The organism is Aeoliella mucimassa (assembly GCF_007748035.1).
Taxonomy (GTDB): domain Bacteria; phylum Planctomycetota; class Planctomycetia; order Pirellulales; family Lacipirellulaceae; genus Aeoliella; species Aeoliella mucimassa.
In genome coordinates, this window is record NZ_CP036278.1 from 6,381,113 (window position 1) to 6,407,670 (window position 26,558).

General features: G+C 59.8%; 21 protein-coding genes and 1 pseudogene. 17 read left to right on the forward strand and 5 right to left on the reverse strand.

The features are described 5' to 3' along the window. Nucleotides 1-27: 27 nt before the first annotated feature. Nucleotides 28-1,038 carry an SDR family oxidoreductase gene (locus Pan181_RS24985; RefSeq protein ID WP_145251591.1) on the reverse strand — a complete coding sequence of 337 codons (1,011 nt, stop codon included), beginning with the start codon at nucleotides 1,036-1,038 and terminating at the stop codon, nucleotides 28-30. Nucleotides 1,039-1,205: 167 nt separating this feature from the next. Here Pan181_RS24985 and Pan181_RS24990 point away from each other — a divergent pair, with 167 nt between their 5' ends. The 14 genes and pseudogenes from Pan181_RS24990 to Pan181_RS27095 form a co-directional block, all read left to right on the forward strand. Continuing rightward, on the forward strand, nucleotides 1,206-2,522 hold the full coding sequence (locus Pan181_RS24990) for a glycosyltransferase family 2 protein (protein ID WP_197528700.1): 1,317 nt from the start codon (nucleotides 1,206-1,208) through the stop codon (nucleotides 2,520-2,522). Nucleotides 2,523-2,600: 78 nt separating this feature from the next. Continuing rightward, the gene (locus tag Pan181_RS24995) at nucleotides 2,601-4,157 is read left to right on the forward strand and encodes a hypothetical protein (RefSeq protein WP_145251593.1); all 1,557 of its coding nucleotides are present in this window, start codon (nucleotides 2,601-2,603) and stop codon (nucleotides 4,155-4,157) included. A gap of 205 nt (nucleotides 4,158-4,362) precedes the next feature. Continuing rightward, on the forward strand, nucleotides 4,363-5,241 hold the full coding sequence (locus Pan181_RS25000; RefSeq protein WP_145251595.1) for an RDD family protein: 879 nt from the start codon (nucleotides 4,363-4,365) through the stop codon (nucleotides 5,239-5,241). Between the two features lie 84 nt (nucleotides 5,242-5,325). Further along, on the forward strand, nucleotides 5,326-6,315 hold the full coding sequence (locus Pan181_RS25005; RefSeq protein ID WP_145251597.1) for a stage II sporulation protein M: 990 nt from the start codon (nucleotides 5,326-5,328) through the stop codon (nucleotides 6,313-6,315). A gap of 58 nt (nucleotides 6,316-6,373) precedes the next feature. Continuing rightward, nucleotides 6,374-7,192, forward strand: a complete 819-nt coding sequence (locus tag Pan181_RS25010; protein ID WP_145251599.1) for a hypothetical protein — start codon at nucleotides 6,374-6,376, stop codon at nucleotides 7,190-7,192. A gap of 22 nt (nucleotides 7,193-7,214) precedes the next feature. Then, nucleotides 7,215-8,000: a hypothetical protein gene (locus Pan181_RS25015; protein ID WP_145251601.1), complete on the forward strand. Its 786-nt coding sequence runs from the start codon at nucleotides 7,215-7,217 to the stop codon at nucleotides 7,998-8,000. Beyond that, on the forward strand, nucleotides 7,997-9,259 hold the full coding sequence (locus Pan181_RS25020) for a hypothetical protein (protein ID WP_145251603.1): 1,263 nt from the start codon (nucleotides 7,997-7,999) through the stop codon (nucleotides 9,257-9,259). Before Pan181_RS25015 ends, Pan181_RS25020 begins: the two co-directional genes overlap by 4 nt. Continuing rightward, nucleotides 9,256-10,356, forward strand: a complete 1,101-nt coding sequence (locus Pan181_RS25025; RefSeq protein ID WP_145251605.1) for an AAA family ATPase — start codon at nucleotides 9,256-9,258, stop codon at nucleotides 10,354-10,356. The genes Pan181_RS25020 and Pan181_RS25025 overlap by 4 nt, the downstream gene beginning before the upstream one ends. Before the next feature lie 64 nt (nucleotides 10,357-10,420). After that, nucleotides 10,421-11,872 (forward strand): DUF58 domain-containing protein, encoded by a 1,452-nt coding sequence (locus Pan181_RS25030; RefSeq protein ID WP_145251607.1) that lies wholly within the window; start codon nucleotides 10,421-10,423, stop codon nucleotides 11,870-11,872. 208 nt (nucleotides 11,873-12,080) lie between these two features. Beyond that, a complete protein-coding gene (locus Pan181_RS25035; RefSeq protein WP_145251609.1) occupies nucleotides 12,081-13,328 on the forward strand; it encodes an NHL repeat-containing protein in 1,248 nt (415 codons plus the stop codon). A gap of 777 nt (nucleotides 13,329-14,105) precedes the next feature. Beyond that, nucleotides 14,106-14,390: a hypothetical protein gene (locus Pan181_RS25040; protein ID WP_145251611.1), complete on the forward strand. Its 285-nt coding sequence runs from the start codon at nucleotides 14,106-14,108 to the stop codon at nucleotides 14,388-14,390. A gap of 61 nt (nucleotides 14,391-14,451) precedes the next feature. Continuing rightward, on the forward strand, nucleotides 14,452-14,829 hold the full coding sequence (locus Pan181_RS25045; RefSeq protein WP_197528701.1) for a helix-turn-helix domain-containing protein: 378 nt from the start codon (nucleotides 14,452-14,454) through the stop codon (nucleotides 14,827-14,829). A 52-nt stretch (nucleotides 14,830-14,881) separates the two neighbouring features. Continuing rightward, nucleotides 14,882-15,868, forward strand: coding sequence for a reverse transcriptase domain-containing protein (locus Pan181_RS25050; protein ID WP_231943893.1), 987 nt, complete (start codon nucleotides 14,882-14,884; stop codon nucleotides 15,866-15,868). Between the two features lie 130 nt (nucleotides 15,869-15,998). Further along, nucleotides 15,999-16,097, forward strand: a pseudogene (locus Pan181_RS27095) (pentapeptide repeat-containing protein); the annotation flags it as partial. 49 nt (nucleotides 16,098-16,146) lie between these two features. On the opposite strand, the gene Pan181_RS25060 reads toward Pan181_RS27095, so the two are convergent. Beyond that, the gene (locus tag Pan181_RS25060) at nucleotides 16,147-17,652 is read right to left on the reverse strand and encodes an ATP-dependent Clp protease proteolytic subunit (RefSeq protein WP_145251617.1); all 1,506 of its coding nucleotides are present in this window, start codon (nucleotides 17,650-17,652) and stop codon (nucleotides 16,147-16,149) included. 248 nt (nucleotides 17,653-17,900) lie between these two features. Further along, the gene (locus Pan181_RS25065; protein WP_197528703.1) at nucleotides 17,901-18,677 is read right to left on the reverse strand and encodes an alpha/beta hydrolase-fold protein; all 777 of its coding nucleotides are present in this window, start codon (nucleotides 18,675-18,677) and stop codon (nucleotides 17,901-17,903) included. Nucleotides 18,678-18,720: 43 nt separating this feature from the next. On the opposite strand from Pan181_RS25065, the gene Pan181_RS25070 reads away from it, so the two are divergent. The 3 genes from Pan181_RS25070 to Pan181_RS25080 all read left to right on the forward strand — a co-directional run bounded on the left by Pan181_RS25070 (nucleotide 18,721) and on the right by Pan181_RS25080 (nucleotide 23,937). Continuing rightward, entirely contained in the window at nucleotides 18,721-19,824 is a 1,104-nt protein-coding gene (locus Pan181_RS25070) for a glycosyltransferase (RefSeq protein ID WP_145251621.1), read from the forward strand. A gap of 81 nt (nucleotides 19,825-19,905) precedes the next feature. Further along, nucleotides 19,906-21,588 (forward strand): Mce/MlaD family protein, encoded by a 1,683-nt coding sequence (locus Pan181_RS25075; protein ID WP_145251623.1) that lies wholly within the window; start codon nucleotides 19,906-19,908, stop codon nucleotides 21,586-21,588. A gap of 927 nt (nucleotides 21,589-22,515) precedes the next feature. After that, the gene (locus tag Pan181_RS25080; protein WP_145251625.1) at nucleotides 22,516-23,937 is read left to right on the forward strand and encodes an AI-2E family transporter; all 1,422 of its coding nucleotides are present in this window, start codon (nucleotides 22,516-22,518) and stop codon (nucleotides 23,935-23,937) included. Between the two features lie 20 nt (nucleotides 23,938-23,957). Here the strand turns inward: Pan181_RS25080 and Pan181_RS25085 are convergent, their stop codons facing one another. Together Pan181_RS25085 and Pan181_RS25090 are read right to left on the reverse strand one after the other, a co-directional pair. After that, nucleotides 23,958-24,992: an ROK family protein gene (locus Pan181_RS25085; RefSeq protein WP_145251627.1), complete on the reverse strand. Its 1,035-nt coding sequence runs from the start codon at nucleotides 24,990-24,992 to the stop codon at nucleotides 23,958-23,960. 327 nt (nucleotides 24,993-25,319) lie between these two features. Further along, nucleotides 25,320-26,555 (reverse strand): outer membrane protein assembly factor BamB family protein, encoded by a 1,236-nt coding sequence (locus Pan181_RS25090; RefSeq protein ID WP_145251629.1) that lies wholly within the window; start codon nucleotides 26,553-26,555, stop codon nucleotides 25,320-25,322. Nucleotides 26,556-26,558 lie beyond the last annotated feature (3 nt).

Below are 26,558 nucleotides of genomic sequence, written 5' to 3' on the forward strand. Positions count from 1 at the left end.
TGTCGTGGGGAGAGTAGGGCAGGGGGTTTATCCTATGGCTGGTTGCCGGCGAGGGTTACGGTACAAAATGTCGGCCAGCAGTTCTGGCGAGCCGGGCTCGCCGGTGCGGTCGTAGTGCCAGTTGCGGTCGGTCGGAATCCATTTTGGGTCGAGCGGCCACGGGTCGAATGGCAAGTACCCCACCAGATCGGCCAGCCGATCGGAGCTCATCGCCACGTTGCCCGCCCGCGGCGGCATCGGCCCCGCGTCGAGTCGCGGACATCCCTGTAGCAGATCGGGATTGTAACCACCTACGCGATTCACCACCTGGGCGATCTCGTACAGGCTCAGCCGCACCGGCCCCCCGGCGTGATACAGCCCCGACGCGTCGCTGGTCAGCAAGTCTTCGAACAACAAGTTCAGGCAATCGGTGTAGGTCGGCGTACGAATCTCGTCGAAGTACAACGTCGCCGGCCGGCCACCAGCGAAGCGTGACTGAATCCAATCGATCGCGCCGGCGTGGCCGTTGAAGCTCACCCCCATCGGTAGCGAGATGCGGAGCACGCACGCCTGAGGGTACCAGTCGTCGACCAATTGCTCGGCGCTCACCATGGTCTTGCCATACACGGTCACCGGATCGGGGCGATCGGTTTCGACATGGCCATCGCGCTCGGGATCGTCGCCCGAGAAGACCAGGTCGATCGAGCAATGCACAAGCCGCGCCTGGCATTCGACGACGTGCGAGAGCAGGTTCACCAGCCCTTCGACATTCGTGCGCCAGGCGAGTCGCGAGTCGAGTTCGCACGCTTTGAGCGCACAGTTGCCAGCGCAGTTGAGGACCGAGCGGAATTGATGCTGCTCGAACAGCTTCGCCAGCCCTGCGTGATCCTCCGCGTTGCAGGCGACCACGTGCAGACCTTGCAGCCGCCAGTTGTCCTCCTGGCGGATCCCAATCACCTGACCGGGATAGCGGGCGGAGAAGTAGTCGAGCGCGTTGTAGCCAGCCACTCCGGCTACTCCGGTAATCAGCAGCGGCAGGTGTTCGTCGGATAGCATCATCGATTCGCGGGTCTCATTGGGTAGGCAGCAGGTCAGGATTTTCCTGTCCTACGTTCGCAGGTTCTGCCAATTCTAACGAAAAGGCCGACAATTTTTGCCCCTCTGTTTTCTGTGAGCTAGGGTTGGGCGGAATTCGTACACACACTCCTGCGTCTGACTCAAAAACCATGGCTGATACACTCGAACTCACTGCCCCCACGACAACCCGCACCCCTTCGACCGATTTCCCGGTTCTCGACCGGCTCAAGGCAGCTGAGCAGGCGATTCGCGAATGCATGGCCAGCGTGCAAGGCGAGCCCGATGTTTCGCTCGTGCAGCCGGTGACCGAGACGCTGGAGCTATCGGTCGTGATGCCCTGCTTGAACGAAGAAGACACTCTAGGCATCTGCATCGAAAAAGCCCAGCGGGCGATGCGTGAGCATCAAATCCGCGGCGAGGTAATCGTCGCCGACAACGGCAGTACCGACCGCAGCATCGAAATCGCTACCGAGCTCGGCGCCCGCGTCGTGAACGTCGAGGCCAAAGGCTACGGCAACGCCCTGATGGGTGGCATCGAAGCAGCCCGCGGTCAGTACGTGATCATGGGCGACGCCGACGACAGCTACGATTTTCTCGAGATCCCCAAGTTCGTCGACCAACTCCGCAACGGGCACGACCTCGTGCAGGGGTGCCGACTGCCGTCGGGTGGCGGAACCGTGCTGCCGGGGGCGATGCCTCCGCTGCATCGCTGGTGGGGCAATCCGATGTTTACCTGGATGGTCCGCAACATGTTCTCGGCTCCTGTGCACGACGTGTACTGTGGGCTTCGTGGATTCACTCGCGAACACTACGACCGACTCGACCTACGTTCGACCGGCATGGAGTTCGCCACCGAAATGATTATTAAGAGCAGCCTGTTCCAGGCCGACATCGCCGAGGTGCCGACCACGCTGCACCCCGATGGTCGCAAGGCCCACGCGCCGCACCTGCGGACGTTCCGCGACGGTTGGCGCACCCTGCGGTTCTTCTTGATGTACAGCCCCCGCTGGTGCTTCCTGGTGCCCGGCGTCCTGCTGGCGGTGCTCGGCATCTTGGGCTACGCCCTGGCATTGCCGGCCACGCAGGTTGCCGGCGTGACGCTCGACGCTCACACCTTGCTGGTCGCCAGCCTGGCGATGCTCGTTGGCACCCAGTTGGTGCAGCTGGCTTTGTTCGCCAAGACATTTGCGATTAGCGAACGCCTGGTACCCGAGAGTCCCAAGATGCGGTGGTTCCGTCAGGTGGCCACCCTCGAACGAGGTTTGGTATCCGGACTCGCGCTGGCCGCTGGGGGAACTGCGTTGATCGGAGTCGCGTTCGCCAGTTGGCAAGCGGTCGACTTCGGAGCGCTCGACTATGCGACCACCATGCGGTGGGTAATTCCCGGCGTTACCGCGGTAGCCTTGGGTTGCCAGACGATGTTCGCGAGTTTCTTCCTGAGCGTGCTGCGAATGGCTCGCAAGTAACGCCGGCGCAGATCGCGCGACCGCAACACCCCGGCCTGGCCAATCCCACGACTCACGCTTTCCCCGACTTGTTGCCTTATGTTTCGGTCCCGAATTACCATCGCCATTTTGCTGGCCTGCGCAACGCTGGCCATCTCGGCCCTGGTATCGTACTTGCGCCCGCCACTGCCGAGAGTGCACGACGAGTTCAGTTACCTGCTGGCTGGCGACACTTACGCGCATGGCCGGATGACGAATCCCACGCATCCCATGTGGCGACACTTTGAGACGATGCACGTCATCCACCAGCCGAGCTACGCGTCGAAGTACCCACCGGGACAAGGACTCGCTTTGGCCGTGGGACAACGCTTTTTTGGCTGGCCGATCGTTGGTGTCTGGATTAGCTCGGTGCTGGCGGTGCTGGCCTGCTACTGGATGCTGCTCGGCATGACTCCGCCGAAGTGGGCCGCCGTGGGTGCGGCCTGCCTGATCCTGCATCCCGGTTTCGAAATCATTTGGGGACAGAGTTTCTGGGGTGGTTCGGTCGCGTTCATCGGCGGCGCGCTCGTGCTGGGCGCGGCGGCGCGGATGCTCCGCCCTGCAGCGACGCTCCGCGTAGCGGATGCGACTGCCATGGCGGTCGGCACCCTGGTGCTGGCCAACACCCGCCCTTTCGAAGGGGCGCTCTACTGCCTGCTGGTCGGGGTGTGGATGGTGGTGCACTGGACTCGTCATGGCTGGCCGACGTTGCCGGCGCTCTCGACTCGCGTGCTGTTGCCGCAACTGCTGATCCTGGGGGCCGGCTTCCTGGTGATGACGGCTCACAACAGGGCGGTCACCGGTAGCTCGCTCACCATGCCTTACCAAGTGCACGAGCGGACGTACGCACTGTGCCCGGTATTTCTGTTCGAAGCACCGATCACCGGCAAGCATTACCTGCACGACGCGATTCGTAAGTTCCACGAAGAGTGGTCGATGAAGTGGTACAACGATCAATGGACGCTCCATGGTTTGCTGATGACGAAATGGCGATTCTTCTATTGGTCGACCGACGTGCTATTGCCTTACGTGGTGCTGGTGCCGGTGCTCATGCTCCCCTGGTGGCGGGGCAGTAAATGGCGATGGCCGCTGGCTTTGCTGATTGCGGTGTGGGCGTTAACCCAGGCGACCGTGTGGAACTGGCCTCACTACATTGCTCCGGTCGCCCCGGTCGTCTACTTGTTGGTCGTCGATGGACTGCGCAACCTGCGTGTTGCGACGCGACGCTTTGCCTGGAGTCGCTCGAGCATTGCGCTGCTGATCGGTTTCCAAGCGCTGCTCTGCGGTACCGCGATTGCCACATGGGTGAACGAATCGACCGCCGACTGGCATTGGTATCGCAACGCGATGCAGCAACACCTGGAAGATGAACCGGGCAAGCACCTGGTGCTGGTGGAATACTCGCCGGAGCATCACCCTCATGCAGAATGGGTGTGGAACGAAGCCGACATCGATGCGGCCAAAGTGGTATGGGCCCACTCGATGAGCGATGAGGAGAATGCGGAGCTGATTGATTATTTTCAGGATCGTCATGTCTGGCACGTCGCGGCCGACCTGCCACAGCCACCGCTAGCACCCTACAAAGCACCGAGCGAGCCGAAGCCCCACGATCCCTAGACCTTTCCTGGGGAGCGGACGGATCGTCATTATTATTTGTGCGAACCTCCCCGAATACCAAGGTTGTCCCGTTTGCGGCTGCTGCTGGCGTTTTTGCCCGTTGCGGCCAGCGATACGTGCTATTTCCCAGTTTTCTATTGCTTGCATGCTCGGCGGTGGTGACGGATAATAGCAAGACTCGCCTTTCCGCCGTCGAGAAGTCGCCTTGCCTGATCCACACCACCAGATCGATACCCACATTCGTGTTGTTACGCCCGAGAACATTGGGTTCGAATACCGCGTCGCCAGTCCATTCGAGCGACTGATAGCGTATTTGCTCGATACGTTGGTGATGGGGATCACCATCTTTCTGCTGTCGCTGATCATCATGTTTACGACCGGCATGGTGGGGTTGCCCGAAGTGGGCATGGGCGCCTGGCTGATTGTTACCTTTCTGATCACCTGGTTCTATGGTGGGTTCTTCGAAACCTACATGAACGGACAAACCCCTGGCAAACGTGCCATGGGACTCCGCGTGGTCCGCACCAATGGTGGGCCGATCAACGCGGGGCAAGCAGTGCTGCGAAACTTCCTGCGGGTCGCCGATGGTTTGCCGACCTGGTCGATCTTCATCCCCACGTACCTGGTGGGTCTCGTGGCTACCTCGCTCAACACCCGCTATCAGCGACTCGGCGATCTGGCATGCGGCACCATGGTGATCGTCGAAGAGCGGACACTCGCTTCGCGCTTCAACGAGATGAAAGACGTGATGCTCACCCCAATCGAGAACATGCTGCCGCTCGATGCGATGCCGAGTCGCTCGCTGGCCAAGGCGATCTCGCAGTACGTCGACCGCCGACGCTACTTCGGACCCGCGCGGCGAGCCGAGATTGCTCGCCATGTCGGTGAAGTGTTCGCCGAAAAATACAACTTGCCGCAAGGCATCGATTACGACGCGCTGCTGTGCGTGCTGTATCGTCGCACGTTCCTCTCGCACCAGGAAGAAGAACTGGTCGAGGAACTTCCCCTGCCGCCGCCACCCCGGCCGATCACTGGGCCGAACGTCCCGCGCGATTTCGAAATCCCTCAGGCGCCAACTCAGTAACCCCCTGCGATCATCGCCAGGGCGTTTAGCCTGCTCACTCCATCGCTCTCGTATTCGCCATTCCTTTGAACTCCGCATAGTCCTGTGAAAGCTGCCGAACTCATCGAATCGCGAATGGCCGACTGGCGGAAGCTCGAGCAAGCTTGCTTGCGGCTCGAGAGTTCCGACAGCTATAAGCTGAAGGCCCAGCACCGGCTGGAGTTCGCTACGTTGTACCGAGCTGCTTGTGCCGATCTGGCGCTGGCCGACTCGTACCAGTTGCCAATCGCGACGGTTCGCTATCTGCACCAACTCGTCGGTCGAGCGCATAACCAGCTCTATCGCACGGGGCGCTTTGAAGTATCGCAGTGGAGCGACGAACTGTTTCGCAAAGTGCCCAGGCGGTTGTTTCACGACCAGTACCTGCGGGTAGCGTTCGCCATTTTTTGGGGTGGTTTTCTGCTGGCGATGTTCCTCTCCAGCAAATGGACCCCGGTGCACAACTTCAAAGAAATCGTGATGACGCCCGATCAAATGGCGGCACTCGAAGCATCGTTCAGCCAAGAGATTGGTGGCCAAGGCCGAGCCTCGGGCGGCGAAGCGATGATGATGGGCTTCTACATCAATCACAATACTACGATCGGGCTCCGTTGTTTCGCCATGGGTTTGCTCCTGGGGATCGGCGGGCTGTTTGAAACGATCTTTAACAGTATCTATCTGGGGGCCGCGTTCGGTCACATGACCACGGTTCCGCAGGCCGATAACTTCTTTCAGTTTGTTACCGCCCATGGTCCGTTCGAACTGACCGCGATCGTGCTCTCGGCAGCGGCCGGCATGAGGCTTGGTTTCTCGATCGTATTCACTCGCGGGTACCGGCGTGTCGATTCGCTCATTCGCGCGGCGATCGAGAGCATTCCGATCATGATGCTGGCGGTCGTGATGTTCTTTCTGGCCGCGATCATCGAAGGGTTCCTGTCCCCCTCGCCGGCTCCGTACGCATTCAAGGCAGCGGTCGCGATGATTTCGAGCATGAGCATCATGTTCTACATCGTCGTGCTTGGTTACTCCTCCGAACCGCTCGAGGACGAACAGTAACCACGCCAACGTTTCGCTAAGTTTTGTTTCCACCCATCGCCTTAACCAGCCTTTCTTCATGCAACTAGACCAAACACGCATTGCGATTCGCGAACGTGGCTTCGGCGAGATCATGGGTCTTGCGCTGCAGGTCATTCGGGCGTGGTTTGGTTGGTGGTTCGGGCTGATGCTGCTGGGAAGCGTGCCGTTTTTCTTTCTGAATTGGCTACTTACCGACAATCTGCTCATTGAGGAGCTCGAGTACGAAGAAGGTTTTGGCGGGTACTGGACGCTGCTGCTGCTGCTCGTGGCGATCGAAACTCCGCTGGCGACCGCGTTTATCACCATCTTCATGGGCAAGATGATGTTCGGCGGCGAATTTCGTTTTCGCGAAATGGTGATCGATTTCATTCGGAGCTTGCCTCAGTTAGTGCTGTACCAGGTGGTGTTGCGGTCGGTGATGATGATGATCGTGCTGCTGCCTTACTGGTTGATGCCGTACACGGGCGAACTGATTTTGCTGGAACGCAATCCGTTGTTTTCGGGCAAGAAAGGGCGGCTCACGACGAATCGCCGGAGTCGGAATTTGCACACCAACAACGGCGGCGAGCTGTTCGGTCGCTGGACGTTGGCCACCCTTACCGGCGGCGTGATGACCCTCGCCCTCGGGCTTGGCATCCAGGTGGTGTTGGTCCAGATATTTGGCGTTGAACTCGAAGCGTATCATCTCCATGCGTTTGTGTACCCTGCGGCGTTGTGGATCGTGGTAGGATGGCTGGCGGTGGTGCGGTTCTTGGCTTATCTCGATCTGCGGATTCGCCGCGAAGGTTGGGAAGTAGAGTTATTAATGCGGGCGGAAGCCTCGCGGCTGCGGCGGCAATCGGCACTGGTGAGTTAGCAAATTCAATGACAGGGGTGGGATGATTCCCAGCGATCGGCAATTCGAACGACGACTCCCTAGCTGGGCAGCGGTGCTGCTGTGGCTCGTCGCCTGCTGGGCGTGCAGCACGCTGGCCGTGGCCGAGAGCGATCTCTCCGAGCCAGAGCAAGCCGTGCAAGCGGGACGCGAAGCGCTGAGTTCGTCGCCGAAGATTCCGTGGTACGATCCCGAGACCGACGACTTTCGCGCGGCCAAGGTGCAACCACCTCCGAAGCCGCGTGTTACTTCGCAGGGAAGCCTGACGTTTTTGGAATTTCTGGTGGTTCTCGGCTGGGTGGTGCTCGCCATCCTGCTGATTGCGATTGTGTACATGATCACCAAGAAGTTCCTCTATCGCGAAGTGCAGGGGAGCATCGTCGTCGAACGCACCGCCGTGGGTGCCGACATCGTTCGCGTCGAGGAACTGCCGGTTTCGCTCGAAAAAGCCCCGTCCGACTACCTCGACGAAGCCCAGCGACTGTACCGCAATGGTCAATTCGAGCGGGCGATTATTTATCTGTTTAGCCATCAGTTGCTCCAACTCGATCGCCGGCACTGGCTGCGATTGATCAAAGGCAAGACGAACCGCCAGTACCTGCGCGAGATCCGCCGCCACGGCACCGCCGAAGCGGAGCAACTCTCGCTGATGTTCGAAAAAACCGTGCTGCTGTTCGAAGAGGTCTTCTTCGGCAAGCGGGTGCCCGATCGCAATAACATCGACGAAGTCTGGCGCGAGATCGACCAGTTTGAATCGTTGGTACTCGTCATGGAGCAGCGCGCCGCATGATCCATCGACTCCCCGCCACCCTCCGAACTACGACCACCACGCGATGGCTGGTATCGCTCGTCATGCTGGTGCTGCTCAGCACGCTCTCCGGCTGCTACGACCAAGTGCCGTCGCACTATGGCAGTCGCAGCGGCTATCCCAGCACCAGCCTGAATGGCACCCGCATTCTCGGCGAGATGTTCGAAGAAGCAGGGCACCATGTTCGCAGTTGGTATTACTTGTCGCCGTCGCTCGATAACGCCGACGTGATTGTTTGGTTTCCCGACGACTTCGAAGCCCCCACGTACGAAGTGGAAGAATGGCTGAACTACTGGCTGATCGAGGGCGATCCCGAACTGCCGCCGCGGGTGCTGATTGTCGTTGGTCGCGACTACGATGCAGCTCCTGGCTACTGGAAACGGATGCAAGGCAACGCGCCGGCCGGACTCAAGAACGAATACAGCCGCCGACTCTCCGAAGCGCAGTCCGAAGCGGTCGGCAATCGCCCCACTTCGCTTTCGCACGACAGCACCGAAAACTGGTTTAAACTCGACGACTCGAAAGCGAAGAAAACGGTTCGCTCGCTCACCGGCCCTTGGGCCAACGGAGTCGACGAGTCGAAGACCGACATCGTCCGCCATACCCGCATGAACCCGCTCGGTCGCAAGAGCGACTACAAGACGCTGCTGGCCGACGGAGCCGGCGACGTGCTGGTCAGCGAAATAGAGATGGCCGACGACTATCGCTACTACGACTATTACACTCCCAGCTCGGGACGAGTGATCATGGTCGAAAACGGCTCCTGGCTGCTCAACGCCCGCTTGGTAAATCACGAGCATCGCAAGATCGCCGGCAAGCTGGTCGATTCGATCGGCGACCCTCGCCGGGAAGTGGTGTTCCTCGAGTCGCACGAGGGGGGGCCGATGATCCGCGAGGAAGACCCCAGCAGCCAGCCGCCGACAGGGCTGCAGATGTTCCGGGTCTGGCCGATCGGAGCGGTGCTCACACAGATTGCTGCCTTGGGCATTGTATTCTCCTTGATGTGCTGGCCGATCTTTGGCATCCCTCGCACCTGGCTCAAAGACACCACCAGCGAGTTCAGCAACCATATCGTCGCGCTCGGCCGACTGCTTTCTACTTCGCGAAATCGCGGTCATGCGATTCACCTCCTTCGACTTTACCGCCAGTCGCTTCGGCGCGAGCATACTCCGGCCACGGAGATCTCGCCCAACGCTGGCATTCTTCCTACACCTTCCTCTGATCCACCTGCCTCGGAATGAACGATCCACAATTCAACCCTGAAACGGACCTGAACTTCGACCCCGATGGCGTGCCGACCGAGCCCGCGCCGGCGCCCGAGCCAACGCCGCCGCTCCCCGAAGCACCGCATCCGGTCGCAACAGGGCGCGTGAACACGGGGCGCTTCGAACCAGTTCGCCAGCTCTACCAGCGCATCTGCTCCGAAGTCAGCAAGGTGTACGTCGGCCAGGAAGAACTGGTACTCTCCACCTTGGTTGCGTTGTTCTCGGGCGGGCACGTGCTGATCGAGAGCGTGCCAGGGCTCGGCAAAACGCTGTTCGTCCGCACGCTCGGCAAAACGCTCGGCACCAAGTTCGGCCGCATTCAGTTCACCGCCGACTTGATGCCGTCGGACATTACCGGCGCGCCGATCTTCAACATGAAGACCCAAGAGTTCACCTTCCGCCCTGGTCCGGTGTTCACGCAGATTCTGCTGGCGGATGAAATCAACCGCTCGCCGGCCAAGACACACGCTGCGTTGCTCGAAATCATGCAGGAGCGTCGCGTTACCGTGGAACGCACCACGCATCAACTCGAGCCCCCCTTCCTGGTGATGGCCACCCAGAACCCGATCGAGAGCGAAGGCACCTACAACCTGCCCGAAGCCCAGCTCGATCGTTTCATGTTCAAGGTGATGGTCGAGTATCCCACCGCAATGGAGGAAGTCCGCGTACTCAAAGAGCACAGCGGCCAGGTGGCGGTCGAGCAACGCCTGGAGGACGAAGTCGCAACCGTGACCGGGCCGGAGCAAATCATGAAGGCGATTCAGCTCTGCAGTCAGGTGCTCGTGGCCGACGAGCTGTTCGATTACATCAACAACATTGTTCGCCAAACCCGCTCGTGGCCGCAGTTCCACATCGGGGCCTCGCCCCGGGCGGGCATCGCCCTGGTGCAAGGTGCCCGCACTCTGGCTGCGTTCAACGGCCGCGACTACGCGATTCCCGACGACGTCGGCGAAATCGTGCTGCCGGCGCTGCGCCACCGCGTGGTGCTCACCGCCGAGGCCGAAGTGGAGGGCCATCAAGTAGACGAAGCCTTGCGCAACATGATTCGCACGGTCGAAGTACCGCGCATGTAACGCCCGCCATTGCGGCTCACGATCTCCCCTCGATATTCGCTCCACTGCATTCCCCCTTCGATTCATGATCTACGTGTTCTGGATACTCGGCTTGCTGCTACTCGTGCTCATCGGCTTGGCACGCTGGGGCGGTACGTATCCGCATCGCCCGCTGGTCATGCTGTTGCTGGTGCCGAGCTTTCTGTCGATTTGGATTGTGTTTCTGCCGAACATGTGGCCGCTCGTCGTGCTGATCGACACATTGCTCGCGGTGGTCGCGCTGATCGATCTGCTTCCCCTGACCCAGGCCAAGCAACTCACGGTCGAGCGTCACCTGGGACTCATCGCGTCGCTTGGTCAGCCGCACAAGGTGTCGCTGACCGTGGTGAATCGCTCGTCGCGGCAATGGCCGGTCTGGATTCGCGACGGGGTGGTCGAACACCTCGAAGCCGAACCCTCGGAGTTCAACGTGGTGTTGCCGGCCGAACGCCGGGCGACGCTTGAATACCATTTGCGACCTCGCCGACGAGGGGCGTTTGAACTCACGCACACCTACTTGCGAGTCCGCAGCCCGTGGGGCTTTTGGAGTCGCTACCTGCAGGTGCCGTGTCACTCGCGGATGAACGTCTACCCCGACATGAAACAGCTCGGCGAGTACGCACTGCTGGCCCGTACGAATCGGCTGAGTCTGATGGGCTTGCGCCGTACCCGTCGAGTGGGCCAGGACAACGAGTTCGAACGCCTGCGCGATTACACGATCGACGACAACTACCGCCACATCGAATGGCGGAGCACCGCTCGCCGCAACAAGCTCACGGTCAAGGACTTTCAGGCCAACCAGAGCCAGCGGGTGATGTTCATGGTGGATTGTGGGCGGATGATGACCGGCACCTGCGAAGGAGTGAGCCTGCTCGACCACGCCCTGAACGCGATGCTGATGCTCAGCTACGTGGCCCTCGCTCGCAAAGACCAGGTGGGGCTCATGTGCTTCTCGAACGAGATTCACACGTTCGTGCCTCCCAAGGGTGGCAGCGGGCAGATGAATCACCTGCTGCACGCGGCGTACGATCGGTTTCCGCAGATGGTCGAGTCGCGCTACGACGACGCGTTCCTGCACCTGGCAGCCCACGTTCGCAAGCGGACGCTGGTGGTGCTCATCACCAACGTGATCGACGACGTCAACGCCCATCAAATCGAGAAGCACCTTACCGCGTTCACCGGCCGGCACCTGCCGATGGCGGTGCTGCTTCGCGACCACTCGCTCTACAACGCGGTCGACGCGGTCGATCACGAACTGCAGCAAATGGAGCAAGACGAGAACGAAACGCCCGGCATGCCGAACATCCGCGCGTTCGCCGACGTGCCCGACGACCGACTCTACCAGGCGGCCGGGGCGGCCGACATCCTCACCTGGCGACGCCACGTGCTGGCCGACCTCGAGATGAAAGGCGTGCTGCTGGTCGACGCGTTCCCCGAGCAGCTCACCGGCAATTTGGTGAACCGCTACCTGGAAGTCAAAGCTCGGCATTTGCTGTAATTGCCCCCGCCCGAGGCTCCCGCACCCCACCTGCAAGCAGGTGCACGACCGCGGCTCGGGTAAATCTGGTGCTACAGCTCTACATTCGCTCGCTAGCCGGCTGACTGTTAATGCTGGTTTTCTCGGGCTATATTCATGGTTTCGCCATCTGCACGGCGAATCATAAAACTCAGGCATTTGGCACCTTCCGATCGATTGGAAAATTAGCGTGGGTAAGTGGAAGCAGTGGTTGAAAATTCTCGGCATCGTTCTGGCATTGCTGGTAGCAGCCGGCGTATGGGCGTTTTTCCATTGGCTTAGCTTCTTGCTGGTCGACCCGCTGCCGGCCAGCGAAGACTACCAATGGCCGATGACCGTGGTTGCGGGCACCGGAATGCCTGGCTACGCCGATGGCTCGGAGGCCCAATTCGACAAGCCGCTGCGGCTGGCTCCGTTCGGCGACGACACCATTCTGGTAGCCGATATCAACAATCACGCGATTCGCATCGTGCACCACGACGGGCAGGTCGACACCCTGGCCGGCGGGCCCGAGCTCCAGGGCTACCTCGATGGCCCAGCGGCCGAGGCGCAGTTCGACTCGCCGCACGGCGTTGCGGTTCGCAGCGATGGCACCATCGCAGTGGCCGAGGTGACCAACAACACCATTCGCTTGATCACGCCCGACGCGGCCGGCGCCGCCCCCGACGAAACCACCTACACCGTGTCGACCTTGGCCGGCACCGCTGGCGAAAAGGGCTACCTCGATGGCCCTGCTTCCGACGCACTGTTCAACGCCCCGCACGCGGTCGCCTGGGGACCCGATGGCTCGCTGTACGTCGCCGATATCGGCAATGCGCGCGTTCGCCGCATCCACGAAGGCGAAGTGACCACCGTCGCCGGCACCGGCGACTACGGTCAGGCCGATGGCCCGCTCGGCGTCGGCACCTTGCAGTACCCGATCGATCTCTGCATGAACGAAAAGGGCCATCTGCTGATCGCCGATGCGGGCACCAGCCTGCTCCGGTACTACAAACCAGGGCAGGGGATCTCGACCCCTTGGCCATCGCTGACACTCGACATGCCGCACGGCGTGGCCGACGCCAGCAACGAGCAAGCCGTGGTGGCCGAGATGTTCGCCCATCGGGTCTGTATGCTGACTAGCGACCAAAAGCTCGTCGCGCTCTGCGGAACCGGCACCGCCGGGCCTGGCGACAACGAACTCAACAAGCCAGCCGCGGTGCTGGTGCATTCCGGCTACCTGTGGATCGCCGACCTCGGCAACCACCGCATCATCACCACCCCCTGGCCCACCGCCGATGATGACGCCGATGATGACCAGCCAAACGACGATAACGCTGCCGAGGCGCAGCAGGATGAAGCAGAAGCGGGTGATGCAGCCGAACCAGCAGCGCCCGCGCCCGACACCGAAGCCGAAGCCGAAGCCGATTCGGACGAAACCGACGCCAGCCGGCAGTAGACCGTCGATCGTTTTATGCCCCCAGAATCGGGAAATCGATTCGTGGGGGCTTTATTTTTGGTTCTGCAAAACCTCTCGTCGTCGCAACTACTTGTTAATACTCGACTTACAACCATCGCTCTCAATCCCCCTAAAATCATTTCGCCCCACCCCCGTTCCACTGGGGGCAAAAGCCCAAAGTTAACCGACAATCAATCACCTCCTGCGTTCGACACATATATACATTCGAACACTATCCCTTTATAGCAGAACAGGTGGCCATTTCCCAATGAAAAACGGGTGGATTGCGCAAGCCAGAAGTCGGTTTCGCAACGAAACCGAAGGGGTCGGCTAGAAAAGTGAATCAAACGCAGCGACGACTAGCGATTGGCGGAAAGCAGCACGAGTGGCTTCCCCGGTAGTAAGCGATGCTTGCCCCAGAAAATATGAAAATTGAAAAAACTGGCCTGTAAACTTATTAACCACTATTGACACCCAATCTGTGATGGGCTCTATTTGCATTCGCTGGCTGTGAAAGCCTGCAATCGTTCTTTGACAACTTGCTGAGCCTCATTGTGTGGACTTCATCCCACTGCCGGCAACCGTGCCGGAGGCGAACGATCTCGTGCCCGACACGGTCACGAACTTGTCGCCGATCGACCACCTTCCCGGGTGGTAGCGGTTGAGGACCGTAGCAGCTAACAACTGCTGCGTGTGGCCATGATCCCCCGAAACGGACTCCTAAGGTGGTTTCCGTTTACTTGTTCTTGAAGTCCCGCTTTCTGAAAGGAATATCCTATGAAGGCAACACTTCGAGGTTCCGCAACACGCCCCCGCGATTTGCTCCGTGAAGTCGAAAGACGAGCGGTTGCCATTCGCAAGCTGCTCAATACTCTTGGGCAGGGTCAAGGTCGTGAGATGCGGGGGGTTGTGGATGACGCAGTGAAGCTTGCTGAATCCATTGAGCATATTGCTCATTGGGGCCAGTCTTGCCCTGCGGCAGATGTGGTAGAAGTTGAATTTCGAGTTGAGGTTTTAATCTCACTCCTGGAAGTTGAAGTCGACCATATTTTTGCATCCTGATGTCCAAGATCGGTGAACAAACGATCTGTCCAACATACCATAGATAAGGAGTCTTTCCGTCGTGAGTAAACAGCTGGGAAAGACCATTAGAATATTGCGACAGGCAAAGTCACTGAAAATGACGGAGGTCGCAGGCGAGAGTGGTGTAAGTGTGCCGTACTTAAGTTTAGTGGAGAATGGAGAGCGTCAGCCATCATTGGAGGTGATGAGGCGAATTGCTGAAACACTTGGTGTTCCCTCCGAAGCACTAATAGTGATGGGTGTGGGTGATAGCTCTTTGATGTCTAGTGACAAGCGAACTTCCGAATTGACTGGCATGGTTGGCCAGTTAATCGAGATCGAGAATAAATTGACGTCACTGCTCGGAAAGGATGCAAAACGTGCTGCCACATCAAATAAGGCCAGAACACCTCGCCGAGGCAATGGGCCTAAGCGTTAATATGCTGTGGTCCTTCGCCCGGAACATGGACGCGTGCTTCAAGCCCCGCAGGATGCAATGGGATGGCAAAAAACACCGTCCCATTGATCCACTCTATAAGCCTCCGAAGCGTCTCCTCAAAAAACTGCATCGGTTTCTGCAAAACCATCACCTATGCCACCCTGCGGCACACGGTGGAGTACGACGGCGCTCGACCTTCACAAGTGCTCAAATCCATGTCGGAAGTAGGAACGTGTGGACCCGGGACGTTACCGACTGCTACCCGTCGATTTCGCAAGCAGCAATGTTCTCTCAGCTTCGAAAGTTGAAATTTCAGCATGACACGGCATTGGTGCTATCAATGCTGTTTACCTATCGCGATGGCGTGCCTCAAGGATCGCCCATCAGCGGAGATGCTTTGAACATTTTCTTTTGGCCGCTTGACCAACTACTAGCGTCAATGGCTGGTAGCCTCAAGCTTCGGTATGGGCGAAATGCCGATGATTTTGTCTGGTCTGGAAGCAACCGCGAGAATGGAGATAAGCTGGCAGCGCGGCTCGAAAGTGAGATCGAGTTACTCGGTTTGAAGATCAATGAGAAAAAGAAAAGGGCAAACGGCCTACAAACCAGCTCCGACGAACGCTTGGTTCATGGCATCTCTGTTTCAAAGCCTAGCGGAACAGCGATCAGTCGACTGCAGAGTAAGAAAGCACTGGCATTAGGCGAAAAATACGTTGCCGCATGCCGTTCAGTCACAGCTGATTCTCTCGAAGCAGTTGCGGTTAAGCGAGCGCAATTAGCGGGTTGGATGTACTACTGCAGGCAAGCTCATATTGGACCGGCTCGAACTATTAGGCAGCTGCTGGAGGCAGGGGACCGCCACGTTTTGAAAAAACTCCGAGCAATTGGTTTAAGCTCCCAAAAAAACAAATGGTGGATCATCGATTATAGGCCTAGACGGAACAAACCGAGCCGTAATGAGCCGAAGCGGCTAGCAAACGCATGGCGGACACGACTCGCACGCATGAGCCACAAGAATGTTGTGGCCACCGGACTTTAATGAATGCTCTTCTTGGGCATCATGCAATTGACTCACGCCCCACCACACAAAAAACAGGGCCGGTGTCGTGTGACACCGGCCCTGTGTGGGTTTCGGAGGTGGCAGCGTTTGCTGCTGATTAGCCTATCTCATTAAAGCTAATCTCATTAAAGCTAATCTCATTAAAGCTAATCTCATTAAAGCTAATCTCATTAAAGCTAATCTCATTAAAGCTAATCTTAGTAAAGCTAATCTTAGTAAAGCTAATCTTAGTAACGCCAATCTCAATAGCGCCAATCTTAGTAACGATAGTATCCGGTTGGGTTGTACAGCAACCAGGCGTCGAATGGGCCGCCCTTCGGCAGGCGGACGTAGGTGTGACCTTGGTCGTCGACCTTTTCTTCCAGCTTGGCTTCGTAGCGTTCCAGGTAACCAGTCGCAGCGGGCTGGTCGGCTTCGAGGCTCAGAATCCGTAGGCCGGTGTTTCGCGAACCAGTGGGCCGCTCGCGAATGGCTTCTTCGCGAACCAGCTTCACCAGGTGCTTCACCCACCCGCGCTCTACGGCTTCGTCGCCGAACAAGTCCCAGTCGCCCGACGAGCGATTTTCGTACATCTCTTCGACGAAGCCTTCCTGGGTGGTGCCGACCTTCTCGGCGACCGCGCCGATCAGGCGACGCGAAATCTCGTCGAACATCTTGCGTTGATCTTCGAGCAGGCGGCCGTTACCGCTCATCGAAGTGCTCGCCTGGTGATGCAGGATGATCGCATCGGGGTAGCAGTACGATTCGTCGGCCAGGGTGGTGATGATGGCAGCCATGCTGGCGGCAAAACGCTTGACCACCACATGCACGGGAGCCTTGCTCTCTTTGATCGCTTGCACGATCTGCATGCCTTCCATGGCCGAACCGCCAGGGCAGTTGTCGATCACGAGGAAGATCGGCTTGTCCGACTGGTTGTTGAAGTAGTCGAGACGCGAGCAAACGTAATCGGCCGCGCCCGACATGATGGGGCCATTCAGCTCGATGCGGCGGACGCTAATCGACAGCACCCCGTCTTCCAGCGGATTCATGGGGTACTTCTCTTCGCCGATCACACGATCTTCCAGTCGTTCCTTGGCGGCTTCGACTTCGAGCTTGGTTTCGACTTGCTTTTTCTCGGCCAGAAGTTCGGCGAGATCCGACTGCACCTTTTGCATGTCGAGTTCATGCCGCATCTTCAGCACTTCGGCCTCGAGCTTCAGGCGATCGCGCTCGCGTTCGAGCGAGGCATTCTGGGCATCGACGCGCTTGGCTTCGAGATCGAGATCGATCTTCGACTTCTCGATCGCCAGGCGTTGGGCTTCGAGTTCGTGCTTGTAGAGGGCAATCTTGTGCTTGAATTGGGCCTCAAACAACTCGGCTTCGGCCTTCATCTTCTTGGCTTCCTCGGATTGAGGATCCTTGGCCGGGGCTTCTTCCTTGGCTTCTTCTTCTTTCTCTTCGCCTTCGGCAGCTTCTTCGCCTTCAGCGGCTTCCGCCTCTTCTTCGTCGGCCGATTCTTCTTCCGCTTCTTCGGCGGCTTCTTTCATTTCGGCCAGTTTTGCCTCGGCCACTTCCTTCAGCTTCTCGCGAATTTTCTCGCGGACGTCGTCCGGCAGGTGGGCGGTTTGTTCGTCAATTTGACGTTCGATTTCATCCGGCAGTTCGGCAACTGTCTGAGTCGCGGTGGCTTCGGCAGCCGTGGCTTCGATCGGGTTGGTATCGCCGAAGCTGGGAGCCGAAAGAATCAGGACTGCCAGGAACGGGGCTAGACACTTCAGCAGCATCAATGCTTCTCCCTTTGAACAATGGTAAACGGTTAATCGGCTGTCGCTGAGAAAGCGACGGGCCGCGGAGGACCCAGGCAAGAGCGCCGGTCGTGCGCGCAGCAGGGGTAGGACGCCGGACCGAAAAAGGCCGAGCGATATGTAGTACTACTATTAAAGACACAAAAGAGTTTCGTCGTAAGAGAAAAAGTTTCCGAAATCGCTAAACTTACCCATCTCCCCGACCGACTGACCGGCACTCGGACCGGCTAGACGATGCGGCAACGCTCTTTTTCCAGGCGATTTGCGACGAACTCCACCGCCGTGGGTGCCATGGCGTGGAAGTAATCCCAGCCGTGCCCGCCGTGCGAGGTGACCAGATCGCACTCATGCGGAATACCTAAAGAGGCTAACTTCATCTGCAATCGATCGGCCCCTTCGTGCCAGTGATCGAGCGGGTCGCTGCAGAAATACTGGAACGGCGGCCATGCTAGCGGGTGCACGTGCAGCGTAGCGGTGTCCTGCCGGGCGTCTTCGGGGTCGCGGTACAATTGCCGCAGGGCGTGGGCGACTTCCCCCTGCGCCGGCGGCGAGTCGATCCACTGGTGGAAGTCGATCGCTGGGGCCACGGCCGCTACCACCGGGAAACGCCGTGAGTATTTGTAGGCGATCCGCAGCGCGCCTTGGCCTCCCATGCTGACCCCCAACAAGCCGACCCTGGGCGACTCGATGTCCCACCGCTGGTGGATGTACTGCATCAGATCTTCGACCACGTACGCCTCGGCGGTCCGCTCGCTGTCGAACGCGGGGTAGATGCGGTTGCTCCACCAGCTTTCGTCCCCGCGGGGAGCAACCACGCGAAGCCCGTGCCGGGCGAACTCGGCGGTAAACACGGAGTCGTCGGCTAAGCATTCCCCCCCGACCGAGTGCAGGTAGATGGCCACGTAGCCATGTTTATTCGGCACTTGGGGCTCGAATAGATCGACCGCGTGCCCGGCGACCTCCACGACCTCCCACGCGCCAGTTGGGTTGGATTGCTGTATCATGCTCATAGCCCTTGTCGTTTTGCTCCCGATGCTCCGCCTGTAGATGTCTCACCGTATCCTGCATGTTGTTCGCTCGCTAGACCGCTACACCTCGGCCGAGTCGCTGTTAGGGTTGCTCGACGCCAGACCGGCCGACGACTGGGACCATCGGGTCGTGGTGCTCGGGAGTCCGCAGGGCGAACTGGCCGACGCGTTTGCCGAGCTGCAGGTGCCGCTCACCTTCATGCAGCAACGCTGGCGACTCGACCCGACGACCGCGGGGCGGGTTTCGAGTGCGATCCGCCAGCACGACCCCGAAGTGCTGCACGCCTGGGACAGCAGCTCGCTGCACTACGTGCTAGCAGCGGCCATGGCATCGAGCGTGCCGCGGATGGTTGCCGAGTGGGATCTCGACGCGATTGACAACACCCTTTCGCTCCCCACCAAGTGGCTCGCGCTACCCAGGCGGCAACTCCGCTTTGTGGTCCCCAGCCAGCGCGTCGGCGATTGGCTCGGCCAGCGCGTGTCGCCTGCGCGGATTTCGACCATCGCCCCCGCGTGCAAGCTGCCGAGCGAGCCAGGTGTCGACCGCGACGCGGTGCTAGCAGAGTTTTCGCTGCCAGCCGACGCAGTGCTGGTAGGCACCGCCTGCCCGCTACAAGTGGAGTTCGGCGTGAAGGAGCTAATCTGGGCGGCCGACATGGTTCGCGTGCTGCATCCACAGCTACGGTACCTGATTGCCGGCGACGGCCCCGAGCGGCGGCACCTGGAGCAGTTCGGCCGCACCGCTGCGGTGCCGGAGAACATTTGCTTCCTCGGCGACACCGACCGTTGGCCGGCAGTGCTGCCCCACTTGCAGGCGTACTGGCAAGGCACCGAGGCGAATGCCTCGTCGCCGACCACGATGCTCGACGCTATGGCGGCCGGGGTGCCGGTGATTGCGAGCGACACGCCGCAGCACCGCGATTGGATCGAGCACGAACAAACCGGCTACCTGGTAAACTACGACGCGCGGGCGGAGCGGACCCGGCTGACCCATTTGCTGCTGGAAGACGCTTCGGTGGCCGAAACCCTGGCTGCAGCAGCGAAAGACCTGGTGCGCGATACCTATTCACCAGATACCCGAGTTTCGGCCTACGAAAAACTATATGTTGATCTCCTGGCATAAATCGCTCATAGTAACAGATGTACACTCGACGGTCGCGTCTCTCCGGGCCGGCCTCCACTGCACACGGTAAGGAGACCCGTTTTGCCTAGTCCCAGCAGCGAGCCCATGTTGTTCCGTGTTCCCAAGTCGCCAGCCGATGGCGATCTGCCGGAGGAGCTGCATCTCGAACTCTTAGTGCGCGATCGCGAAGTGATTGCCGCGCTCGAAGAACTGGAGTCGGACGAACGTCGCGAGGCATTCGCGCTCGACGCGCTCCGCATTGGAGTGATGGCCTTGCGCCATGCTGGCACGCGGATGGATGCCGACCTACTGCGTCGCGAAACGTCGCAACTACTCGGCACCTTGTCGCAAACCCTCGATCGCTATTCGCAATCGACCGGCGATCAGCTCAATCGCTCGCTCAAAGAGTACTTTGATCCGAACGATGGCCGCTTCAACGAACGGGTCTCGCGACTGGTGAAGGAAGATGGCGAGCTGGCCACCTTGATGCGTCAACAGATCGACGGCGAGAACAGCAGCCTCGCCCGCACGCTGATGACCCATGTCGGCAGCGAAAGCCCGCTGATGAAGATGCTCGATCCCGCGCAGTCCGAAGGCTTGCTCTCGGCCTTGCAGCAAGCGGTCGAGGGGCAGCTGACCAAGCAAAGCGAGCAGGTGCTCCGCGAGTTTTCGCTCGACAACCGCGAAGGGGCCCTCGCCCGGCTGGTGCACGAACTCAACACCAAGCATGGCGATCTCTCGAAGGATCTGAAATCGAAAATTGACGACGTGGTCAAGGAGTTCTCGCTCGACGACGAAGGCTCGGCCTTGAGCCGCCTGGTGCGCAACGTGGATCGCGCCCAACGGACGATCACCAACGAGTTTTCGCTCGACAACAACGAGTCGGCGTTGTCGCGGTTGCGCGAGATGCTGCAGGAAACGCAGGGGGCGATTCACAAGAACCTGACGCTCGACGAGGATGGCTCGCCGCTCGCGCGGCTGAAGAAAGAGCTGCTCGACCTGCTCAAGTCGGCCGACGAAAAGAACAACGAGTTCCGCGAGCAGGTTCGCGTGGCGCTGGCCGAAATGACCGCGGCCAAGAAGGAAGCCGAACGCTCCACCCGCCATGGCGAAGTGTTCGAAGAAGCGGTCTACGACTTCGTGGCTCGCGAAGCGCAGCACGCCGGCGACATCGCGACCCCCACCGGGGCTTCGACCGGGCTGATTCGTAACTGCAAGAAGGGGGACTGCCTGGTGGAGCTGGGCCCCAGTTGCCTGGCCGCAGGCGAGAAGATCGTGGTCGAAGCCAAGCAACACGGCGGCTACACCCTGGCCTCGGCCCGCGAAGAACTCGACATCGCCCGCAAGAACCGGGGAGCCGGTATCGGCGTGTTCGTGTTCTCCAAACGCATGGCCCCCTCGGGGCTCGATGGCTTTAAGCACTACGGCAGCGACATCATCTGCGCCTGGGATGCCGACGACCCGTCGACCGACATCTGGCTGAAAGCCGCGCTGGTAACCGCCAGGGCGTTGTCGGTTCGTCAGGCGGGTTCGTCTCCTTCGCAGGAAGTCGACTTCGAAGCGATCGATCGGGCAGTGCTCGACATCGAAAAGCGAGCGGAGAATCTCGACTCGATTCGCACGTCGGCCAAGACCATCGTCAGCAGCGGCGAGAAGATCATCAAGCGGGTCGATACCGACGAGAAGGCGCTTGAAAAGCAGCTGGTCATCCTCCGCGAGAACCTCGACGACGTTCGCGTAGCCTTGGGTAAAGAGAAGAGCTAAGCGAACCACCCCGCGATTGGACCTGCGTTTTAAGGCCGAATCGCACGATGTCAAACTTTGCCGCCTGGCCAAACCCTGCCCGGCGGCGAAGCCCTAGCACTCGCGGTGCGTTGGCGGTTTGTGGCGAACGCAGCGAAGCAGCTGTCGCATTTCTTGGGGAACTCGCTTGCGATTCGTTTGCTCTGTGCTAACTGGCGTGTAGTGTTGTGTGTCGCCACGAGAGGCACAAACGACACCACGAACGACCTGCTAAAAAACTTCCTCTCGAGCGGCGGCCTGGCGGACCACGACGGCTTCGCCTGCCTACCTTTCTTCCTGCCTGCGAGATGGAACAGAACTATGAACAAAATGCTTCGCCTTGGAGCCGTGCTAATGCTATTAGCCGGCAGTACGGGTTGCGGATGCCTGGGCATCCTTCGCCCACGTTCGCATGCGGTTGCCATGCCTGCAGTGAGTTGTACCCCCAGTTGCAATGTATGTTCGCCGTGCGACTCGTGTGGCTGCAATCCCTGTAGCTGCAACAACGGGGTCATCTACGGTGGCGAAATGATGGGTACGCCGACCATGGCCCAGTAGTTTTCTTGAGACAACAACGCTGAATAGGCGAACGCCCATTCTGCCGGCCCTGGGAGTGGTGCCCCTTGAGCTGTGCGGGTGTCGCCAGGTAAGACGCCGACCGGTCCCTTCCCCCCTTCCAGTGGACCGGTTGGCGTCTTTTTCTATGCGCTGGTAACACTTGTCTGCTGAGCAGCTCAAAGCGGCCTGAGAGCTCCTATTTCCGGAGAATTGCATGTGTACCACAGAAAAATCCGCCGCCACTTCAGAACATGGGTGGGCAACTTGCACTAGAATAGCAGAGTAGCCTAGGCTAGCTCGCTGGCCTGATGTTTCACGATACTCCGCAGCGAACAACCCACCACTGGTCCCATGGACATCGATCCTCAACTGCTTCGCGATTCGCATATTCGTACCTCCGCGCTGGTGGTGCTCACGTTTATCGCCATGGCCGCGGCCATGTACTTTCTCCGCCCGGTGCTGATGCCATTTGTGCTCGCGCTGTTCATCGCCAGCGGGTTGGCTCCTGTGCTCAACGGGGTGCAGAAGCTGTTTGGGTCGACCCGCCCGATGACGATCTTCATTACCGCGCTGATTAGCATCACCGTAACCGTCGCCCTCTGCGTGGTGATCTGGGTCTCGGTGCTGGGACTGATCGACCAGCAAGGTCAGTACCGAGCCGGGTTCAACGAAATGCTCGGGCACATCAGCGACAAGATCGAGGAGTTCTACCCGGCCGAAACCTCGCAATCGGCCCCCGGTACGATACCAACAACAAAACCCGCGCCCGCCGAAACAGCAGCGGCCGAGGCAGCAGCGACTCCTCTCGTGGAAACCGAACCAGAGGAGCCAGAAGTTACGGAGCCAACCGTAACCGATCCGGTGGAAACAGAAGATGCCGAGAAGGAGGAACCGGGAGCAGCAAAACCATCCGAAACCGAACAGGAGGAGACCGAAGAGACTCCACCACCTAAGCAAGACAAAGAGTCGCCGAGCGAGGATCTCTCAGAAGACGACCTGGAACAAATTGCGAAGTATTCCAACAAGGGGCGACTGGCTCCATTGAATACGTTCATTGGCAATCGCATCGAGGTAATCGTTCGACTGGTCGCCAACGAACTGATCGTGGTGTTCTCCAGTGGTCTGCTGGTGATGATCTTCTTGTTCTTCCTGCTGCTGGGAGGAAGCAACGTAACGCTTCCTGAGGAGAACATCTGGCGCGACGTCGATGGTCATGTCCGGCAGTATATCGTTACCAAGTCGCTCATTTCGCTCGTCACCGGAGCAGTGTTTGGGTTGGTGCTCTGGCTGTTCGGCGTGCCGCTGGCGTTCGTGCTCGGCATCCTGGCATTCCTGCTTAACTTCATCCCTAACCTGGGACCGATCATCGCTTCGTTGTTGCCGCTGCCGCTGATTTGGGTGGTGATGGAAAGCACCTGGGCGTACGAGGCCGCGGTCGAAGCTGGGCAGACCCCCACCGGCGAGAACCCCGGCATGTCGATGACCAAAGGCATTATCGCCCTCGCTCTGGTGAGCATCGTGCAGTTCACCAGCGGCAACGTGGTGGAGCCTAAAATCATGGGCGATCAGTTCCGCCTGCACCCGATTGCGATCCTGCTGTCGCTGATGTTCTGGTACATGATCTGGGGCCTGGTCGGCGCGTTCCTCGCGGTACCGATTACCTCGGCTTTGAAGATTGTGTTCGCCGAACTCGAAGGAACCCGCCCGGTGGCCGACCTGCTGGAAGGCAACCTGTCGATCCTGGCAAAGCGCGACACGCCGCAGCAAGCGTAAGCAAGTTGCGAGGGGCGAGCTTACTTCTGCTCGGTTTGGTAGTCGTCGCAGGCGAGTCCCGCAGCGCCGATGTAACCAGCATCGCCCCCTAAGCGGGCGAAGTCGATGGCAATCGTATCTTTGAGATTCTCGAAAATCCGCTTACGAGTCTGCGTGCGAACCTCTTCGAGGAACCGCTCGCCGAGCGCGTTGCCGGCGCCGCCGAAGGTCATGGCCCCGCCGATCACGACACTCTCGGGATCAACCGTGTGGATGACACTCGCCATGCCGATGGCCAGCATCTTGGCGGTTTCCATGATGATCGACGTGGCTAGCTCGTCGCCCGCCTCGGCCGCTTCGGCGATGGCCAGCGGGGTTAGATCGTCCCCCTCGAGCTTCGCCAGCGACGTGTTGCCGTCCGATTGGGCGATGGCGGTCCGCGTGCGGGCGAGCACTCCGTAGGCACCGCAGTAGCCTTCGAGCGTGCCGCGGAGGTTGCATGTGTTGTTCGGGGCGTCGTCGCGACAGTCGATCACGATGTGCCCGACTTCGCCACCGGCACCGTGCGAGCCGACCAGCAGTCGGCCGTCGACGATGATGCCGCCGCCGACTCCGGTGCCGAGCGTGAAGAGCACCATGTTGCGAACTTCCGCGCCGGCTCCGGTCCAGAACTCACCAAACGAAGCCGCGTTGGCGTCGTTCGCAAACGTAACCGGCACCCCGCACGCTTGGCTGAACAAGTCGCGAACCGGCGAAAAGTGCCAGGCCCTCAGGTTGCCTGGTTGCAGCAGCAAGCCTGCGGGGATGTCCATCGGCCCGGGAGTCGCCAGTCCGGCGCGAACCACATCGGTGGGCTTGCCTCCGACGGCATCGATCAACGACGCGAGCGACTCGGCGCTTCGCTCCGCGGCCCGCTGGGGTCCTTCTTCCTGCCGGGTCTCGATCTTGGTGAACGCGATGCGCTCGCCGGTCGAGTCGACGATGCCGATCTTGATATTGGTTCCACCAACATCGATGCCAGCGAACAGTGGTAATTTTGCCTGGTCGAGGGGAAGAAAGGTTTCGATCTCAGCCATCGCGGTCTCGCTTCAGCGTGCTTGCTTCACCGGGGAAATGGTGACTCGGAAAGGGGGGAACAACGCCCCCAGGGGTGCTTCGCACCGCTCGCAGGGGCCCAAGGGTAGGGGGCAGGTGCACCCGTTGTAACCCATCGACGCGACCATGCGGAGGGGTCCCACACGCTTGTCGGCGGTGGATTCGTCTGGCAACTGGTCTTATTGGGGGAACATCGTGGCCGCACGTTACAAAGCGACTAACGGGTCCAGATTACCAAACAAGCGGATCGCACGCGATCGCTCTTCGACAATCAACAGCTTGCGAATCGATTTCTGCAATCGATTTAGTTATTCGCCAAACAGGAACAGTTTGCCGCGGGTGCGAACCAGCAGCTTTCCATCCACCGGCACCGGCGTTGCGACCGACTCGTCGCCCAGGTCGTTCTCGGCCAGCAACTCGTACTGGTCGGCCGCGACGACGAACAAGGTACCATCACCACGCAGGCAGTAGAGATTGCCGCCGGCCAGCAGTGGGGAGCTATAGAACTTGTCGCGGCTGCGCGGCAATCGCTCTTCCCACAGTACGTCGCCGGTCGCGAGGGCCAGGCAGGTGAGCTGACCGCCATCTTCGAGCACATAGACTTTGCCATCGTGCACCACCGGCGAAGGCACATCGGTTCCGATTCCCTTCTTGAGCCAGCGACGCTCGCCGGCTGAGTCTTCGGAGCCGAGTGGTTCGCAAGCCAGGTACTCCGCACGACCAAACGGAATGATGGCCACCCCATCGGCGATGGTCTGCGAAGCGATGACGCGCCACATGCCTTTGTCTTGCGGGTTGAACCCGTCGCGCTGCCAGAGCAGCTTGCCCGTCTCGGCGCTGTGCCCGGTCAGATGATCGGCACCGAAGGTGACGATTGTTTCCTGACCATCAACATCGAGCACAGTCGGCGTGGTGTAGGCCTGATCCGATTCGCTCGGGCGTTCGTACTGGCGGCGCACCTTCCAGACTTCGTCGCCGGTCTCGAGGTCCAAGGTCACCAAGTAGCTATCCCCCTCCTGCATCACCGCGATGCAGACGCCGGCCGAGGTGAGCACCGGCGAGGTACCAAGGTCCCACCATAAGGTGTCGGCCCCGTATTTGTCCTGCAAGTTCAGCGACCACTTCTTTTCTCCCTCGGTCGTGAGGCAGGCGACTTCGCCGCTCTTGAAGTAGCAGACCACGAGCTTGCCATCGGTCACCGGCGACGAGTTGCTGCCAGTCGCCGCGCGGTTCTTGCCGCCGCGGGCTTCGCCGAGCGTCACGCGCCAACGCTCGGTGCCTTGCAGGTCGTAGCTCGCGATGACATCGTGCTCTTCTTGGTCGAGCGTGACGTAGATATTGCCATCGGACAGGATCGGGGTCGATGCTCCTTCGCCACCGAGGTCGACTTGCCACAGGCAGTTCTTCTCGGGCGAGAACTCTACCGGGTAATCGCCAGAGGGAGCCACCACGTTGGCGCTCGGGCCTCGCCATTGCGGCCACTGCGCCCGGGCGTTAGACGCACAAACAACTAACGTAATGGCAAGCAAGGCTCGAACTGGCATACG

Coding starts and splice junctions, on each gene's coding strand:
- Pan181_RS24985 (WP_145251591.1), bottom strand. CDS start 1,038: ATGATGCTATCCGACGAACACCTGCCGCTGCTGATTACCGGAGTAGCC.
- Pan181_RS25010 (WP_145251599.1), top strand. CDS start 6,374: ATGCAACTAGACCAAACACGCATTGCGATTCGCGAACGTGGCTTCGGC.
- Pan181_RS25070 (WP_145251621.1), top strand. CDS start 18,721: ATGTCTCACCGTATCCTGCATGTTGTTCGCTCGCTAGACCGCTACACC.
- Pan181_RS25015 (WP_145251601.1), top strand. CDS start 7,215: ATGATTCCCAGCGATCGGCAATTCGAACGACGACTCCCTAGCTGGGCA.
- Pan181_RS25080 (WP_145251625.1), top strand. CDS start 22,516: ATGGACATCGATCCTCAACTGCTTCGCGATTCGCATATTCGTACCTCC.
- Pan181_RS25020 (WP_145251603.1), top strand. CDS start 7,997: ATGATCCATCGACTCCCCGCCACCCTCCGAACTACGACCACCACGCGA.
- Pan181_RS25050 (WP_231943893.1), top strand. CDS start 14,882: ATGCAATGGGATGGCAAAAAACACCGTCCCATTGATCCACTCTATAAG.
- Pan181_RS25085 (WP_145251627.1), bottom strand. CDS start 24,992: ATGGCTGAGATCGAAACCTTTCTTCCCCTCGACCAGGCAAAATTACCA.
- Pan181_RS24990 (WP_197528700.1), top strand. CDS start 1,206: ATGGCTGATACACTCGAACTCACTGCCCCCACGACAACCCGCACCCCT.
- Pan181_RS25065 (WP_197528703.1), bottom strand. CDS start 18,677: ATGATACAGCAATCCAACCCAACTGGCGCGTGGGAGGTCGTGGAGGTC.
- Pan181_RS25090 (WP_145251629.1), bottom strand. CDS start 26,555: ATGCCAGTTCGAGCCTTGCTTGCCATTACGTTAGTTGTTTGTGCGTCT.
- Pan181_RS25060 (WP_145251617.1), bottom strand. CDS start 17,652: ATGCTGCTGAAGTGTCTAGCCCCGTTCCTGGCAGTCCTGATTCTTTCG.
- Pan181_RS25025 (WP_145251605.1), top strand. CDS start 9,256: ATGAACGATCCACAATTCAACCCTGAAACGGACCTGAACTTCGACCCC.
- Pan181_RS25030 (WP_145251607.1), top strand. CDS start 10,421: ATGATCTACGTGTTCTGGATACTCGGCTTGCTGCTACTCGTGCTCATC.
- Pan181_RS24995 (WP_145251593.1), top strand. CDS start 2,601: ATGTTTCGGTCCCGAATTACCATCGCCATTTTGCTGGCCTGCGCAACG.
- Pan181_RS25040 (WP_145251611.1), top strand. CDS start 14,106: ATGAAGGCAACACTTCGAGGTTCCGCAACACGCCCCCGCGATTTGCTC.